This window comes from Vreelandella venusta, assembly GCF_007989605.1.
Taxonomy (GTDB): domain Bacteria; phylum Pseudomonadota; class Gammaproteobacteria; order Pseudomonadales; family Halomonadaceae; genus Vreelandella; species Vreelandella venusta.
In genome coordinates this window covers 267,167-282,922 of the sequence record NZ_BJUL01000004.1, presented here as the reverse complement: position 1 = coordinate 282,922, position 15,756 = coordinate 267,167, and the positions used below count along the sequence as shown (strand labels likewise).

The 15,756-nt window shown below is 53.9% G+C and carries 17 protein-coding genes; 10 read left to right on the top strand and 7 right to left on the bottom strand.

Features of this window, described 5'->3' with window-relative positions:
* Positions 1-167: 167 nt before the first annotated feature.
* Genes HVE01_RS06645 through fliF form a run of 6 tightly spaced genes read right to left on the bottom strand, consistent with a single transcriptional unit; the run spans position 168 to position 7,241 of the window.
* Positions 168-1,790, bottom strand: a complete 1,623-nt coding sequence (locus tag HVE01_RS06645) for a flagellar hook-length control protein FliK (protein WP_146943095.1) — start codon at positions 1,788-1,790, stop codon at positions 168-170.
* A gap of 23 nt (positions 1,791-1,813) precedes the next feature.
* Positions 1,814-2,266, bottom strand: coding sequence for a flagellar export protein FliJ (gene fliJ, locus HVE01_RS06640; RefSeq protein WP_146943093.1), 453 nt, complete (start codon positions 2,264-2,266; stop codon positions 1,814-1,816).
* A 2-nt stretch (positions 2,267-2,268) separates the two neighbouring features.
* Entirely contained in the window at positions 2,269-3,657 is a 1,389-nt protein-coding gene (gene fliI / locus HVE01_RS06635; RefSeq protein WP_146943091.1) for a flagellar protein export ATPase FliI, read from the bottom strand.
* A 57-nt stretch (positions 3,658-3,714) separates the two neighbouring features.
* Positions 3,715-4,485 carry a flagellar assembly protein FliH gene (locus HVE01_RS06630; RefSeq protein WP_146943089.1) on the bottom strand — a complete coding sequence of 257 codons (771 nt, stop codon included), beginning with the start codon at positions 4,483-4,485 and terminating at the stop codon, positions 3,715-3,717.
* Positions 4,478-5,485 carry a flagellar motor switch protein FliG gene (gene fliG, locus HVE01_RS06625; RefSeq protein WP_089040071.1) on the bottom strand — a complete coding sequence of 336 codons (1,008 nt, stop codon included), beginning with the start codon at positions 5,483-5,485 and terminating at the stop codon, positions 4,478-4,480. The genes HVE01_RS06630 and fliG overlap by 8 nt, the downstream gene beginning before the upstream one ends.
* Positions 5,478-7,241, bottom strand: coding sequence for a flagellar basal-body MS-ring/collar protein FliF (fliF, locus tag HVE01_RS06620; protein WP_146943087.1), 1,764 nt, complete (start codon positions 7,239-7,241; stop codon positions 5,478-5,480). The genes fliG and fliF overlap by 8 nt, the downstream gene beginning before the upstream one ends.
* 257 nt (positions 7,242-7,498) lie before the next feature.
* Between fliF and fliE the strand changes: the two genes are divergently transcribed.
* Positions 7,499-7,825: a flagellar hook-basal body complex protein FliE gene (gene fliE / locus HVE01_RS06615; protein ID WP_125744815.1), complete on the top strand. Its 327-nt coding sequence runs from the start codon at positions 7,499-7,501 to the stop codon at positions 7,823-7,825.
* A 129-nt stretch (positions 7,826-7,954) separates the two neighbouring features.
* On the opposite strand, the gene HVE01_RS06610 is transcribed toward fliE, so the two are convergent.
* On the bottom strand, positions 7,955-8,323 hold the full coding sequence (locus HVE01_RS06610) for a flagellar protein FlaG (RefSeq protein ID WP_125744817.1): 369 nt from the start codon (positions 8,321-8,323) through the stop codon (positions 7,955-7,957).
* A gap of 230 nt (positions 8,324-8,553) precedes the next feature.
* Here HVE01_RS06610 and HVE01_RS06605 point away from each other — a divergent pair, with 230 nt between their 5' ends.
* From HVE01_RS06605 to motB, 9 genes are all read left to right on the top strand, one after another.
* Positions 8,554-10,245, top strand: a complete 1,692-nt coding sequence (locus HVE01_RS06605) for an HD domain-containing phosphohydrolase (protein WP_146943085.1) — start codon at positions 8,554-8,556, stop codon at positions 10,243-10,245.
* 196 nt (positions 10,246-10,441) lie between these two features.
* Positions 10,442-10,858, top strand: coding sequence for a flagellar export chaperone FliS (gene fliS, locus HVE01_RS06600; protein ID WP_125744821.1), 417 nt, complete (start codon positions 10,442-10,444; stop codon positions 10,856-10,858).
* Positions 10,859-10,866: 8 nt separating this feature from the next.
* On the top strand, positions 10,867-11,268 hold the full coding sequence (gene fliT / locus HVE01_RS06595) for a flagellar protein FliT (RefSeq protein WP_146943083.1): 402 nt from the start codon (positions 10,867-10,869) through the stop codon (positions 11,266-11,268).
* 758 nt (positions 11,269-12,026) lie between these two features.
* Positions 12,027-12,479 carry a flagellar hook-length control protein FliK gene (gene fliK / locus HVE01_RS20155; protein WP_422822483.1) on the top strand — a complete coding sequence of 151 codons (453 nt, stop codon included), beginning with the start codon at positions 12,027-12,029 and terminating at the stop codon, positions 12,477-12,479.
* Positions 12,463-12,756: an EscU/YscU/HrcU family type III secretion system export apparatus switch protein gene (locus HVE01_RS06585; RefSeq protein WP_125753376.1), complete on the top strand. Its 294-nt coding sequence runs from the start codon at positions 12,463-12,465 to the stop codon at positions 12,754-12,756. Before fliK ends, HVE01_RS06585 begins: the two co-directional genes overlap by 17 nt.
* 103 nt (positions 12,757-12,859) lie before the next feature.
* Entirely contained in the window at positions 12,860-13,192 is a 333-nt protein-coding gene (flhD, locus tag HVE01_RS06580; RefSeq protein ID WP_125744828.1) for a flagellar transcriptional regulator FlhD, read from the top strand.
* Positions 13,189-13,713: a flagellar transcriptional regulator FlhC gene (flhC, locus tag HVE01_RS06575; RefSeq protein ID WP_125744830.1), complete on the top strand. Its 525-nt coding sequence runs from the start codon at positions 13,189-13,191 to the stop codon at positions 13,711-13,713. The genes flhD and flhC overlap by 4 nt, the downstream gene beginning before the upstream one ends.
* Positions 13,714-13,939: 226 nt before the next feature.
* A complete protein-coding gene (gene motA / locus HVE01_RS06570; protein WP_125744832.1) occupies positions 13,940-14,809 on the top strand; it encodes a flagellar motor stator protein MotA in 870 nt (289 codons plus the stop codon).
* Positions 14,806-15,726: a flagellar motor protein MotB gene (motB, locus tag HVE01_RS06565; protein ID WP_125744834.1), complete on the top strand. Its 921-nt coding sequence runs from the start codon at positions 14,806-14,808 to the stop codon at positions 15,724-15,726. The genes motA and motB overlap by 4 nt, the downstream gene beginning before the upstream one ends.
* Positions 15,727-15,756 lie beyond the last annotated feature (30 nt).

Here is a 15,756-nt window from a genome sequence, read left to right as displayed (position 1 = left end):
TGCTGTTCCCATAAATTTCACCCGTAACACTAGCCAAGCATTATGCCTAACGCTGTTACAGGTGATGAAATGAACAAGCTCATTGGATGAGCCTATCTTTTGGTTTAGTTACCTGATGGCGTGAGTATCAGAGCCGTCACACTCAACGCTAATGTCGGAATTAAGCATTAAGCATAGAGATCGACACGGCCATCTTGGCTACTTTGGTCATTCACCTCGGTAAGTGAAGGGGCGCTATCGTTACCTGACTCACCGCCTCGATTACCAGCGGATTTTCCTGGCGTTTGCTGGGCAAAAGCCTGTTCGTTCGGGGTCTGCTGCTCACCTACAGAGGTCTCACCGAGTGAAATGCCCTGTTCAGCAAGTGCTTCACGTAGTTGAGGAATGGCTTGCTCAAGGGCCTGACGAACAGGGGCATGTGACGATAAAAAGTGTGCCTGTGTGCCCTGTTCGGTCACCTTAAGCGTGATCGATAATGGCCCTAGCTCAGCAGGGTGAAGCTGCATTTTAACTTGGTGTTCGCCGCCACGCTGAGCAAACTGAATTAACTGCTGCCCTAACTGGGAAGGCCAAGCGGGGCTGGTCAGCGGCGTATTTAAGGTCGCTGTCGCTGGGCTATTAGGCATGGCTTGGCTTTGTGATGTCAGCGCTGCAGGTAATACCTGCTCACTGCCTTTGCTTGCACTACTGGTGACACTCACCGTCTCTGCCTCAGCGAACAAGCTGGCCACCGCGTCAGCATTCACCGTTGGCGTCAGTGCAGTATTTAGCGGGGACAGCGCATGCATGCCTGGCTGCATGGTCGTAAACGGTTGGGCAGGAATGGTTTCCAGCGATGCCGCAAGTGTCGGGGTGTTAACAGGCGTGGTCGCTGCTTCTGCTGGCAACGCCTTAGCACTTGATGCCGTTGGGCGCGAGGCGCCAATCGCTTGCTGTGCTGTGGCTGCCAATGCACTGGTTAGCGAGGGGCCAACCGCTGACTGAGCCAGCTCACCCGTATTGTTGGGTGGAGCCGTGGCTGAACCAGTGGTAGGCAGCAGCGCTATTGTTGATGCAGCAGCGTTAGCTGGCGTTTGTGTTGCTGTTCGTGGTGTTTCTGCAACCGCTCTTTCGCCGGCTAGCGCTACCTGCCCATCAGGTGGTGCAGCGCTAGCGAGGGCCGTGCTTGCAAGTAAAGCGACGGTGGCAGGAGAAGCGTTGCTGGGCGCAAGGTTACCGGGTGGTGTTTGGACCGTTGCCTGACTTAAGCTTGCTGCTGAGGGCGTCGCAGGGTGTGCACCGGAGCCCGCAGGGTTTGCGGTTGACGGCGTAGAATATGACGCGATGAGGGCTAAACGCGACGCGACTTCTGCGATAGTCATCTGCGTGGTTGTCTCGACCGTCTCAGTGCCTTCAGCAGGCGACGAAGAAGCCTGTTCTGGTGCCCAGGCTGGTTCTCGCGCTGCTGATGCCGTTTCTAGCGTTTGAGCAAGCGCAACGCTATCAGTACCAGAAGAGAGCATGTCGGTAGCCTGCCCCTGAGCGCTTACGGTGGCCACTATGCTCGACAGTGTTTCCTCATCCAGCTCACCATCAAGTGATGCTAATTGTTCAACAATATCGCTCAGTGAAAGTTTGGGGGCGCTTTCTGCCTGGGCGCTAGTGAAGGGGCGGGCCTGCTGGCTGGCAGCCTGCGTAAACGCCTGTAGGAACATGCCTTGCGCTGCACGCGGAGAGCCTGGGGCTGCAGAAGAGCTTGATGACGAGTTAGCTCCCTGGCCCTGCATTGTTAGCAATAGCTCAATAGTCATAAATACAGCTCCTCGGCGTGGCGCTAATGCGCCTTATCATTCGGCTGGCGGGCTAAACGGTTCGTTACAAAGTCATCGCTTGATTTTTGCTCGTAACGTTCTTGGCGGCGATGCTCTTCGGATAAACGTCGTGATGTCAGCGTATCGTAGGAGGAGAGCTTGCGCTGTTCCTGTTGCCAATGCTGTTGGCTTTGCTGTACACGTTTTTGCTGGGCTACAAGCGCCTGCCGTGCCCGGCTGAGGGCGGCATCCAGCGATGCCAGAAACTGCTGATAGTTGTACATGGTGGCGGGGTCGATGCCGTCGCGCATCGCCTTCTGTAAACGCTCGGCATACTCCACGCGATAGCGGCTAAGTGATTGCAGCTGCGCTTCTGTTTGTTGCTGCGTTTGTCGTTCTTCTGCCAATAATTTCCCGGCTTTATCCCGCGCATCACGGGCTAAGCCTGTCAGCATGTCGAGCTGTGAATGACTCATCGCTAACCTCCCACTACCGCGTGCAGTGCTTGGCGTGATGCTTCAAGCGTTGCACACTCATCAATGTTTTGCTGAAGGAACCGTTCCAATGACGGGAAGCGGTTCACCGCCTCGTCCAGTCTTGGGTCGTGCCCTGGGCTATAAGCCCCTACGCTGATCAAGTCACGATTGCGCTGATAGCGTGAAAAAAGCTGTTTAAAGGTGCGGGCTTCTTGAAGCTGTTCAGGAGAGCTAATGGCAGTCATCGCACGACTGATTGAGGCTTCAATATCAATGGCCGGGTAGTGGCCCGCTTCGGCCAGCGTGCGTGAGAGCACGATATGGCCATCAAGAATTGCCCTGGCTGAGTCGGCAATAGGATCCTGTTGATCATCGCCTTCGGTCAGCACCGTATAAAAAGCGGTGATTGAGCCGCCGCCGCGCTCAGCGTTTCCAGCACGCTCGACAAGCCCGGGTAGCTTAGCGAACACCGAAGGTGGATAACCTTTGGTGGCGGGCGGTTCACCAATTGCGAGCGCAATCTCACGCTGTGCCATGGCGTAGCGGGTCAGTGAATCCATAATCAGCAGAACGTCACGCCCTGCATCGCGAAAACCTTCGGCCAACCGCGTCGCGTAAGCGGCTCCTTGTAAGCGCTGGAGTGGTGAGGTATCCGCGGGCGCTGCCACGACCACAGCACGCCTGCGTCCCTCAGGCCCCAAGATGTTGTCGATGAAGTCCTGTACCTCACGACCACGTTCGCCGATGAGTCCCACTACGATGACATCCGCCTGGGTATAGCGAGCCATCATGCCGAGCAGTACGGATTTACCTACCCCAGAGCCAGCAAAAAGCCCCATGCGCTGCCCCCGGCCAACGCTCAGTAATGCGTTGATGGCGCGGATGCCAACGTCAATCTGGGCATCAATAGGCGCTCGGGAAAGCGGATTAAGTGGCGTCGCATTAAGGGTTGCGCGAGGCGTATCCTCAACACTTTCACGGTCATCTAACGGGTTGCCATTGCCATCGAGCACACGCCCCAGCAACTCATCGCCAATTGGAAAGCGTCGGGCGCTGTGGCCACTGCCATCACTAAGTGGAGAGACTCTGGCCCCCGGCATCAGGCCCGAAATTTCTTCTAGCGGCATAAGAAACAGCTTGTCGCCAGCAAAGCCAACCACTTCGGCTTCCGCATGTTTGTCGCTATCGTTCAGCCGCCCATCTGCACCAGGTAATTCAATGCGGCAAGCACTCCCCACCGCTACGCGTAACCCCACTACCTCAATGACCATGCCCGTGGCGCGTATCACACGGCCACTGGTGCGGTAGTTAGGCAACTGACTAACGCGCTGCGTTGTACGGTGCAGTGCTTTGCGCCAGCGGTAGAGGTGCGGACAGGTCGCCTCGCTCATTGGATTACCTGTTTCATCGCATTACCTGTTTCATCAACGTGTGCATTTACCTTTGTGTTACTGGGTAGAGGATGGTGAGTCACTGTTGTGATGGCGTTTGCGTAACTGGGCAACAGCTGCCTGCCAGCGACTTTCAAACGTCGCGTCCAGCTCTCCTTGAGCGCTGGTGATCCGGCATCCACCACGTGCGAGCTGATCATCTGGCTGCAGTGACCAACTGGCTGCTTGTAGCTCGCTACCGAGATGCTCTTTAACCAGCGCGTGGTCTTGCGGATTAAGCCAAAGACGTTGCTGGCCTACGAGCGGTGGCTCGGTGTGGAGCAGCTCACGAACGACCTCAAGAATTTGCTCAGGACGCTCTTGTAGCGCATCTGCGGCTAACTGCTTGCCGGTTGCCAGCGCGAGTTCGGCGAGGTCATGTGCCACCGTCTCATCAATACGCTCTAGTGCATCAGAAAACTGTTTTGCCAGTGAGCGTAAGGGCGCCACGGTTTTGCGTATGTGTTGTTCAAGCTCGCTCTCTGCTTGGGCACGCCCTTCGCGAAGGCCTTGTTCAAGACCTTCTTGATGGCCTCGGGCCAAACCATCCTGATAGCCCGCTTCCTCAGCTTCTTGGCGAACGCGTTCGTAAAGCGCCTGGCGTTCCTGCTCTTCACGTTGGCGTGCCTGCTCGGCTGCTTTTTTGGCTGCCGCGACTTTGCGTTGCTGGGCGGAAGGCGTTGGTATGCCGTCCGCTTGTGAGCCGCTGGTCTGCTCAGCTAACTCATCCATTTGCCAGCGTCGCCAACTACCGTGACGGTCAAATTCAGGCGTTTTGGCGTTAGACATACTCATCGTCCCCGCCAGCTAAGACGATTTCACCGGAATCCGCTAAGCGGCGCACCACCTGCAAAATAGCTTTCTGCTCGGTTTCTACCTGTGAAACGCGAATAGGGCCTCGGGCTTCCATGTCTTCGCGAACAAGATCGGCAGCTCGCTGGGACATATTGCGTAGGAACTTGTCGACCAACGCCTCCTGAGCACCCTTGAGGGCCACCACCAGAGAGTTGGTTTCGACTTCTTGAAGCACCATCTGAATAGCGCGGTTGTCCAGGTCGAGTAGGTTCTCGAATAGGAACATTTCGTCGATAATTTTTTGCGCCAAGTCTTCGCTGTGAGAGCGCACGGTTTCGATGGCGACTTCTTCTTGAGACGAATTCATTAAGTTGAGAATTTCGGCGGCCGTTCTTACGCCACCCATCTTGCTGCGCTTGAGGTTTTGGCCATCCAGCATGCTGGTCAGCACTTCTGTTAACTCTTGCAGTGCGGCTGGCTGAACGCCGCTGAACGTCGCGATACGCAATACCACATCGTTACGCAGCTTCTCTTCAAACAGCTCAAGAATATCGGCCGCCTGGTGCCGATCCAGATGAACCAGAATAGTGGCGATAATCTGCGGATGTTCGTCACGAATCAGCTCAGACACCATGGAGGCTTCCATGAGATTCAGTGCATCAATGCCGGAGTTGCCGCCCGTGGTCTCGAGAATATCTTCGATAAGGCTGGTGGCACGTTCGCTCCCCAGCGCTTTGGTAAGTACCGAACGAATATGCTCACTAGAGTTGAGGTTTAGCGCCACAAACTCTTCGCTTTCTTTATGGAAGGCTTCCAGCACTGCTTTCATGTCTTCGTGTGAGACTTGATGCAAGCGAGCCATTTCCAGACTGATGTCTTGTACTTCGCTGGCGCTGAGGTACTTAAAGACCTCCGCCGCGCTATCTTCGTCCAGCGCAAGCAAGAGAATGGCGCTTTTGCGTGCACCGGTCATCTCGGCAATCGGGCTACTCATGAGTGTTCATCCAGCTGCGGATAATCATTGCGACCATACGGGGATCTTCCTGGGCCATTTCACGCAGGTCGTTAAGATTGTGTTCGTACAGCGAGGTTTTGCGCCGCCGTTTGGGCTTATTGCTGTAGGTATCGTCGTCTTCACCAGACGCAGATGCCTCGTTCTCTTGCTCATCTTCTTCGCTTTCGCCTCCAACGCTGGCGCTAAACGTACTGCCAGGCATGGCGGCAGCCATCACCGGTGGCTGGGTATAGCGTTTGATCAGTGGCCGTAGAATCAGCAAATAGAGCAATAGCGTTGCCAGGGCGACAAGCAGATAGCGGCCCAAGGTTGATGCAATCGACAGCGTCTCCGGCTGTTGCCACCAAGCGACGTCAGACGCGCTGTCATCGACACTGACGAACGGCGTGTTGACGACTTCCACCTGATCGCCACGCGCTTGCGAAAAGCCCATGGCCTGTTGAACCAAGCGCTCCAACTGAGCAACCTCTTCTGGGCTTAGGGCGACTTGCTCTGCTTCGCCCTCGTCATTGATAACCTGACGGAAGTTCACGACAACCGCTGCCGATAGGCGCTCTACCTGGCCAAGGCGGTGCTGAATATGTTCAATGCTGCGGTCAACTTCATAGTTCACCACGTCATCTTGACGCAGGTTCTGCAAGGCGTTGTCAGGTACTTCGGCATCCTCTTCATCCGCGTCGGGCTGATTGATTGGTGATGGCGCAACACCGGGCGGGGTATTGCTTAATGCCCCTGGAATACCTGTCGCCAGAGGATCCTCACCATCGTACGACAGGCTAAGCTGACGGCTGCGAACCGCGGACTCATTGGGGGCTTGGTTGGGGGCGTAGCGCTCAGAGGTCTGTTCACGACGAGAAAAGTCGATCTGTGCCGCTACCTGGGCGCGTACGTTGTCATTGCCAAGGATGGGGGTCAGGATATTTTCGATACGGCGCTGATAGGAGCGTTCGACTTCTGCGATGTAGGCCAGTTGAGAGCCGTCCAGGTCGTTGCCTTGTGACGCTGTAGACGAAAGCAGGCGACCATTTTGATCCACAATGGTGACGTCTTCCGGAGCTAGCTCAGGAACACTGCTGGATACCATATGGACAATAGCGCTAACTTGCCCCTCGCCCAGCACACGTCCAGGCAACATCGTTAGTACAACGGACGCTTTGGCTGGCTCACGATCACGAATAAAGACTGACGGCTTGGCCATCGAAAGATGAACGCGAACCTTATCGACGGGGCCTAGTGATTCAATGGAGCGAGACAGCTCGCCTTCAAGGCCGCGCTGAAAGTTAACTTGTTCAGCAAACTGGCTGATACCAAAGGCTTGATTCTCCATCAACTCAAAGCCCAGGTTACCGCCACGGGGGAGCCCTTGCTCAGCAAGTTGTAACCTTAGCGTGTGCACCTGATCGCTGGGTATTAACAGCGCTTGGCCGCCCTGGCTGAATTGATAGGGAACGCCGCGGCTATCCAGCTCCGCAATGATACGCCCACCATCGGCTTCATTCAGGTTGCTATACAGAACCCGATACTCAGGGCTGCTAGCCCACATGAAAAGCGCAGCAACAATCGCAATAGACGCTGCAGCCGCGATCAGCAGCACAACCAACGGGTTGCCACGTAGCTGTTTTAACGTGCGCTGAGCCGTTGAGAGGCCTTTGGTGTCATTGTCTGCCGTTCCGCTGCGGGGGGCATTTTGTGTCGTACTGTTCTGACGGCCTGCCGTAGCACCAGTTTCGCTCATGCGTGCCCCCACGAGGACAGGCAAAACTGATGACGGCTCAGGCGCATCACCAAAGAAGGCATAGGCTAATATCCGTCAATCGCGATTATCCGCTAAAAAGATGAAGCGGAATTGTGATGGACGCCATTATCCTGGGGCAGGTCGAGCATAAATGAACGAACAGGTTGGCTTTTAATGCGTATTTGTACGTATGAGTGTTGTACTACCAGTGATAGGCTTTTGGTATTACTCCACTTTCCTCCGGACGAGTCGTACTTATGAGTTCACCTGCCATACAGTCAACGCTGCAGCAAATGCAAGGTTTAGCTACCCAGGCAGCCCAGCCAATCAAGGGTGAGCATATTGCCACGGCGGTGGGTCAGGGCAGTTTTGGTAGTGAGTTGCAGGCGTCTATTCAGCGTATCAATCGCTTACAACAGGCTGCTAACGCAAAAGCGACGGCTTTTCAGGCAGGTGAGCCGAATGTTGAACTGAACGACGTGATGGTCGACATGCAGAAAGCGAGCGTTGCTTTTCAGATGGGCCTTCAAGTGCGTAACCGCCTGGTAACGGCCTATCGCGACGTAATGAATATGCAGGTCTAGATAGCATTATTCGTTGGCGTCGAAAAAATGAGCCACAAGCGCTAGTGAGAATAGTGAAGAATTGACTGGCTAGTAGTGTAAGCAAGAGAGATCACTGGTCATGACGAAGTAACCTCTCCTATCGCTCGATCAGGCTTCTAGAGAAATAATTCGTCCTTGTAACTCTCCCAGTCGCTCTGCGACGAGCAACACCTCTTCGGCGGGTATTTGACGAATAACATCACCGGTTTCGCGGTCGATGACTTTCGTAATGACGCGCCCGGATTGCTCGCTTAGCTCAAACTCCAACCCCCGTGGCCGAAAGGCTTCGTTGATCCGCTGTATCGGTGCCGTAAGTGACTCTTTGCTTACGCTGAGGAGTTCGGGCTGTTCTCCGTCAACGCCTGCGACGCCAGGTGCCTGCGGTGACGATGTGTTTGGGGTGGCTGATTGGGAAAGTGTTGGTGGGTAGGGAGTTGTTGCTATCGAGATTAGCTCATCAATTAACAAGGGGCCCATAGACGGAATCCTTTAGAAAAAAGCCACGCGGCGTGGTGGCAATAAGATGGTAAGGCCATCGAATCGTAGCTATAGGCCTCTTCACTGTTATCGGCAAGGGGGCTAAAAACTTTATTGTTGTATAGCGAAGGGGTGTGGTCGTTAAAACGGCAGCCCAAAAGCTGCTGATAGGCTCTGTTGCCTTTTTTTGGGTGTGACGTAATAACAACGTGGTAGCGAGCGAGACGAGAATGTCAGTCCAACAAGATGAATATGAAAGAGTTACCAGTCCAACCGCAGTAAGCTCCCTGTTAAATACCATGATCGAAGGTGGCGGAGTGTCGCTTTGTTTGGCCTCCGCTGATGCGCGCCCAGAACCTATCGTGTTGATGGAGCAGTACGCCGGCAAGACGTTAGTGATGGACTTATCCTCGGTCGATCATTTGCTAGATTGCTTACAGCAAGGTGAGCTTTTTTTCCTGCGCGGCTACTCCCAGGGCAAAGTGGTGCGCACGCCGTTTCTGTCATTAACCGAAACCCGCCATGTGGGTGGGCGCTTTTTATGTTGTAGCGACTATCCGGCGACTCTGGAGGTGCTCCAGCGTCGCGAATCGTTTCGCGCTGAGCTGCGTTTAGGCATGGTCGTGCCCGCTTCAATATGTGGCGAAGGCGAGGATAGGGTTTACGGAGAGCTGCGCGATCTTTCCCAGGATGGCTGCCAGATAGAGCTGCCGCTGACTGCTAGTGGGGTGTTGGCTGATGCTGACCTGCCGCTAACGCTGGCTTTTACGTTTCCAGATGGCACGTATTTTGAAGTGCAGGGCGTTCCGCGCCATCAAAAAACCGATCCTGAGCGGCACCTATTGCGCGTAGGCTTCCGTTTTATGAACTGCGCCTCGGAGCAAGAGCGGCAAATTTGGTATTTTGTCTGTGAAATCGAGCGCGAAGCCGCCCGTTATAAAAAAGAAGTGCAGGATGATCGTCAGCCATCGCCGCTATTCGAGCAGCCTGGCAAACGTACGGCAGGGGGGGAGCATGTTGGGCGGCGTGATATTCGGCGCTATGCAACACCCATGGCGCGGCGCTTGGTGAAAGTAGCGGCTTATTTGGATGCTCAACTGCTGCTTTTGCAGCAAGGCAGCGACATCGATTCTCGCCAACTATCGCGTAATGCCGACCGCCTTTTGCTGCTTCATGAAGAGGACCGTGAAGCACTGCTATTTGCGACACGCTGCATGTCGCCGGAGCCGCTTCTCGTTCGCCATGGGATTGCAGTCGCCGTGCACTTGCTCGATTTAGTGGGTGCCAATATGCCCCGTGATGTGCGCAAAGCGATTGTAGCGAGTGGTTTAGTGCATGATCTTGGTAAAGCCCTCGTTCCGCAAATACTGTTCAAAGCGCCGCAATTCGAAGCCGTTCATCGCCAAGCTATGAGCGAGCATGTGGCGTTGTTGTTAGATCGTCTTCAGCACTGTCAGTGGCTTTCTACTGCCGTTGCCCAAGCGGTGATTGGCGGTATTAACGAACGGCTGGATGGGAGTGGCTACCCTGATGGCTTAACCGGTAGTGATATTAACGAGCTAGCCAAGGCGAGTGCTGTGGTCGATGTGATAGAGGCGATGCGCCGTGATCGAGCTGACCGGCCCGCTAAAACGGTGCAGCAAATTTATCGTCACTTGTTGAGCCATCCTCATCAATTTGATCCCCGCTGGACCAAGCGTTACATCGAGCATTTCAAGCCCCTGCCGGTGGGGGCGCTGGCGCATTTTTCCAGCGAGCAAATGGCTTGGATTGTTCGCCTTGATGCACAGGGGGCGCCGGCTGAAGTCGTGCTGACTCACCAGGCGACGTCACCCATGCGTGAAACGTTGGGCGATACGCTGCGGGGTGACGTTCTAGAAAGGCTGGGTAAGCCAATGCGTGAAGTAGCGGTGTCTACATAGCCATTTACTGCTTGGCAAAGAGAGCGAAACTTTCTGAGCGAAAAGTAAGTTAAACATTAAAGTCTATTAGTCAGGCGCCGATAATAGTTATAGCCGAGCCAATAAACTCGATTTTGAACGCGAAACAGTTAACGTGGAACAGCGCGCGTCGCTGCTTGTGTGGCTGTTACTCACATTAATAAAGGAGAGCCCGCTTATGACATACTCTCGCGGTGGCGCCGCTTATGGCCGAGGTGCCAATGCCTACGCCCGCGTTGGCGTGGAAAGCGGCGTTATGTCAGCTGATCCTCATCAGCTTATTGTAATGCTGTTTGATGGTGCTCAGGCGGCCATCCGTGCGGCGCGTATTCATATGCAGGCAGGTCACACGGCCGAAAAAGGAAAGTCGATTTCCAAGGCGCTGGATATTATTAACAACGGCTTGGTTGCTGCGCTGGATCAAGAGAAGGGCGGTGATATTGCTGAGCGCTTGGCTTCTCTCTATGACTACATTTCCCGTTTATTGTTAGCCGCAAACCTTCGAAATGATGAAGACAGCCTCAACCAAGCAGAACGTTTGCTTGAAGACATCGCCTCTGCATGGCGTGAAATCGGTCAACAGCAAAGTGCGTGAGGCAAAGCATGTCGGCTTCTGAAACTGCTCGTGAAAATGCCCAGCAAGCGCTTATTGAAGCGTACGCCAAGCTACTCATCTGTGTGACAAAAATGCACGAGCTCGCGAATGCGGAGCAGTGGGCAGAGCTTATCGAACAACGTACTCACTATGTGATGTCCGTTGAAGCGTTGCGTAAACATGATGAAGAGACCGTGCTTGATGATGATGGCCGGAGGCAAAAAACAGAGTTACTGGAAAGCATTCTTGAGCACGATGTTGAAATTCGTCGCCGTTTGGTGGCTAGGCGAGATGAGCTAGGCAAGCTGATAGGTGTTTCTCAACGTCAACGAAGTTTGCATCGTGCTTATGCGCCTCAGCAAGCGAATGCGACGCTTTTCGATAACGATCAGGAAGAGGAAGCTACGTGAGTGGCATTACGCCACTTATTGATACGCTCATGCACCAAGTGCTTGGGCGTAAGGGCGAGCTGTCCCAGCGTCCTCTTAACGCGCCCGTGCAGCCAGTGCCACCGGGTGAGGGGCCGCGCGCACTGCAAGGCGATGCAAGCCTGGATGGGCGCCCGCTATCGTCACCTCTTGATGACCTTAGGCGTCTGCCATCTACGCTTGATGGGCAACGGCTGCCCGCCGCTAAGGGAGAGACAGCCAATCCACTACTAGGCTCAACGCAAACTCACTTTAGCCCAGCGGCGCGCACCATCGCCGATGTCTTGTTGCGTTTTCCTGCGCCACCAGCAATGGTGCGCCCCCAGGCGCCGCTGATGGGATCGGCGGAAGCGCCCTCTGCGACGGCACTGGCGAGTCGGTTAGAAGGCAGCATTCGGGATAGCGGGCTGTTTTACGAGTCGCATTTGAAGCGATGGTTTCAAGGCGAGTTTTCCCGGCAGCAGTTGCTGCGAGAACCGCAGATGCAGACAGGTTCGCGAGTAATGTTGCCTGCCAGTATGGCCTCGTTTGTAATGCCTCCTTTTGCGCCAAGTGCCGCATTAGGGAAAAGTCATACAAACGTTGCCATATTGCCGAATTCGCTGCTGATACCTGTGGCAAGTGAGCAAGCTAATTTGATCCGCCCTGCCGCGCTTATGCCAGGTAATACCCTGCCAACAGGCGCACAGCCTGAGCGTGTGTCTGCCAATGTCTCTGCAAGCGCTGCCGTCAGCATTGATATGGCGATGGAAGAGAGTTCGCTAGCGCGCGGTGGCCGTGAGATTGTGCATGAAAGTTTGCAGAGCTTAGTGCGTCAGCAGCTCGATATGCTTGTGATGCCGGTTCTTCGCTGGGAAGGGGATGTGTGGGCCGGTATTTTCATGGCATTAGTCATTCATATGCCCACTCGGGAAGGGGAGCGCGAAAGCGCCCAGCAAGAGGCGGAGGAGGATGGTGTCTGGCAGTCAGATATGCAGCTCGACGTGCCTAACCTGGGAGCGTTCAGCGCCTCCATCAGGCTTTACCAGTCAGCGTTAAGCATCGATCTAACCACAGATACGGCGTCGACATACCAGTCTTTAGAGCTGGGCAGTGAGCGATTAGAAAAACGTCTGCAGGCGTTAGATTTTCGCAGTGTTCAGGTGCGAGCACATTATGCCGCCTTGGAGGGCCATGATGACGACCTCGGGTGAACATCGTCGCCAAGCTGTCGCGCTAGCCTATCAAGACAGAGATCAGGCACCGAGAGTGATCGCAAAGGGTTACGGCGAGCTGGCGGAGCGGATTATGGCGGAGGCTCAGCGCCAAGGTATTTATGTGCACGATGCACCTGAGCTTGTAGCACTGCTGATGCAGTTAGATCTCGATGCCGAGGTTCCGGCAAATTTATATCAGGTGATTGCAGAGCTTCTTGTATGGGTTTTTGAGTTATCCGAAGAAGGGTTAATTCCTCGTCAAGAGCGCTGGTAGCCAATACAAACGTTGTATGTAACCATGACAGAGGAATGTTAAAAACCTTTAAGGCGTCAGTATAAAGCCATAACGAAACGCCCATGTCGTTCGATGGAACACTATGAGTCAAACAAGCTTTCTCGATGAAATTCAAGAAATTAATTTAGCGTATTTACTTCTCGCGCAGCGTTTGTTGGTCGAAGACCGAGAGGCAGCGATGTTTCGCCTAAAGGTAGACAGCGAGCTTGCTGATCTGCTGGTGTCTCTGAATGCTCGGCAGTTGACGAAACTGGCGCGCAATAACCAGCTGATCTGCCGGCTAAGCCAAACGAGCGTCCATCAACTGCGCAAAATTACTCATAACCCTCGGGATCAAGGTCTTTCAGGGTTACATGCTTCTTTGTTGTCGGCTTGTGAAGAGTTTGAGGTGTTTCCGGTAGGAGAGTCAGAGTGAGTCAGAAAAGCTTGGTTGATGAAATGCACCAAGTGCAACTGGCCATTGAGCTGATTGAATTGGGTGCACGTTTACAAGTACTAGAGACCGAAACAGACCTAAGTCGCACGCGCTTGATTAAGTTGTACAAAGAAGTGCGGGGGATGTCGCCGCCTAAGGGGATGCTGCCTTTTTCAGCGGACTGGTTCGTGACGTGGCTGCCAAACGTGCATTCGTCGCTGTTTTATAACATTTATAACAGTATTCAAAATAATACCTGTTGCGAGCGTATTGATGCCTTTGTCAAAGCCTACCGCCTGTATGAAGAGCAGATAAACCTCGAAAACGTTGAGCCGGTGCTTGGGCTTACTCGGGCGTGGACACTGGTACGGTTTTTTGAAAGTGACTTGTTGCAACTCAACAGGTGCACGCGCTGTGGGGGGCACTTTGTCGCGCATGCGCATAGCCCCACTCATGATTATGTTTGTGGTATTTGTCAGCCTCCCTCGCGAGCCGGCAAAACGCGCAAGGCGCGGCTATGAAAGATTAAAACTGTCTTACCCACAGCGGGTAAGCATATAACCAAAAAAGTGCGTCTTTAACGCATAGATAGCACCAAAAGGGGTGGGTACTTTTTCATTAGAACTGCCTACGCCTGCGTATGCTATGGCTAAGAAACGCGTGGAGCGGGACTTTTCTGTGTCTTCTTTTTGAAACACGGCAATCGCGCTCCTATGAGATAAAACTGATACCGCAAGGACACTGCTTGTGCTGATTCCTCTGGGTTATTTGGTCGTACTGCTATCTGTCTTTGGCGGTTATGTGATGGCAGGCGGTAGCTTGGGCCCCTTGTTCCAACCCCTGGAGCTGCTGATTATTGGCGGTGCAGGCGTTGGCGCTTTTATTGCTGCCAATAACGGCAAAGCGATTAAAGCCACGTTTAAAATACTTCCCCGGCTCAAGCGCACCAAAAAATATAATAAAGCACTGTATATGGAGTTAATGGCGCTGCAATACAAGATCCTCTCTAAAGTGCGTCGTGAGGGGATGTTGGGCATTGAGCGTGACATTGACAACCCCCAGGACAGCCCGCTGTTTCAAGAGCATCCCACGGTGCTTGCAGACCCTCATATTATGGATTTTTTAACCGATTATCTGCGGTTGATGGTGAGTGGTGGCATGGAACCGATGGAAATCGATGAATTAATGCTTCACGAAATCGAAGTATTTGAGCAGGAAGCCCATATTCCCGTTGATGCGATTGCCAAAGTAGGTGATGCAATGCCTGCGTTCGGGATCGTCGCCGCGGTAATGGGGGTTATTAAAGCATTGACCTACGCAGATGCCAGCCCTGAACAAATGGGACAAATGATTGCCATGGCACTGGTAGGTACCTTCCTGGGGATTTTAATGGGCTATGGGTTTATCAGCCCAATTGCGAGCTATGCCGAGCGGCAAGCCAAAGAAGCAGAAAAAATGCTCCAGTGTATCCGTGTCACGCTACTGGCGAGCCTGCATGGTTATGCTCCCCAGTTAGCTGTCGAATTTGGTCGGAAGGCATTACACAGCACCGAACGTCCCAGCTTCGCAGAGCTTGAAGAGTACGTTCGCGACGCTAAAAAGGGCGGTAATGCATGAGTAAGGGGGGCGATAAGCGTCCGATTGTTATTCGGCGCAAAAAAGTGGTGCATGCCCACCATGGCGGTGCGTGGAAGATCGCCCTTGCTGACTTTATGACAGCTCTGATGGCGCTGTTTTTGGTCATGTGGATTTTAAGTGTTTCCGACGAAGAAACCCGTCGCAGTGTTGCAGAGTACTTCAGTACGCCATTGATCTCGGCAATGACCAGTGGCGATCGGTCAGGAAGCACCCAGGTGATTCCAGGCGGCGGCCCAGACCCGACCCACACCGATGGCGAACGAGCTCGGATTGATATCCTGCAGCATAGCCGTCCCAGTGTTCAGGAGCGGCGTTTCTTTAACGATTTGCAAGAGCGCATTGAGCGGGCCATTGAGCAAGACCCGGAGCTGCGCCACCTACGTAGCCAAATGCGCTTTGATTTAACCCGTGAAGGGCTACGGATTCAGCTGCTCGATACGGAGCAGCGGCCTATGTTCGAGTTAGGCAGTGACCAAGTGGCTCCCTACATGCGCAACCTGCTCCGTACGATGGCACCGCTACTTAACGAATTACCCAATGACTTAAGCATCAGCGGCCACACCGACAGCGTGCCTTATGCAGGTGGCTATCGAGGCTACAGCAACTGGGAGCTGTCCAACGACCGAGCGAATGCCTCTCGGCGTGAATTGGTTGCGGGTGGACTTGATCCCGATCAACTGCTGCGCGTATCGGGCTTTGCCGATCGTGTCAGGCTGCCTGACACTGCGCCGACAGACCCGGTTAATCGTCGCATTGAGCTTGTTGTCTTATTGCCAGAAATCGCTGAAGCGATTCGTAATCCAGGCGTTATGAGTTTTGATTCCTCATTGCCTGAGGAAGATGCGCTTTTAGAAGCGCTGCCACAAAGCGCGTCTCAGAGCGATGAAAGCGAATGAGCAGGGCTTATCACAACACTAAGACGTTTA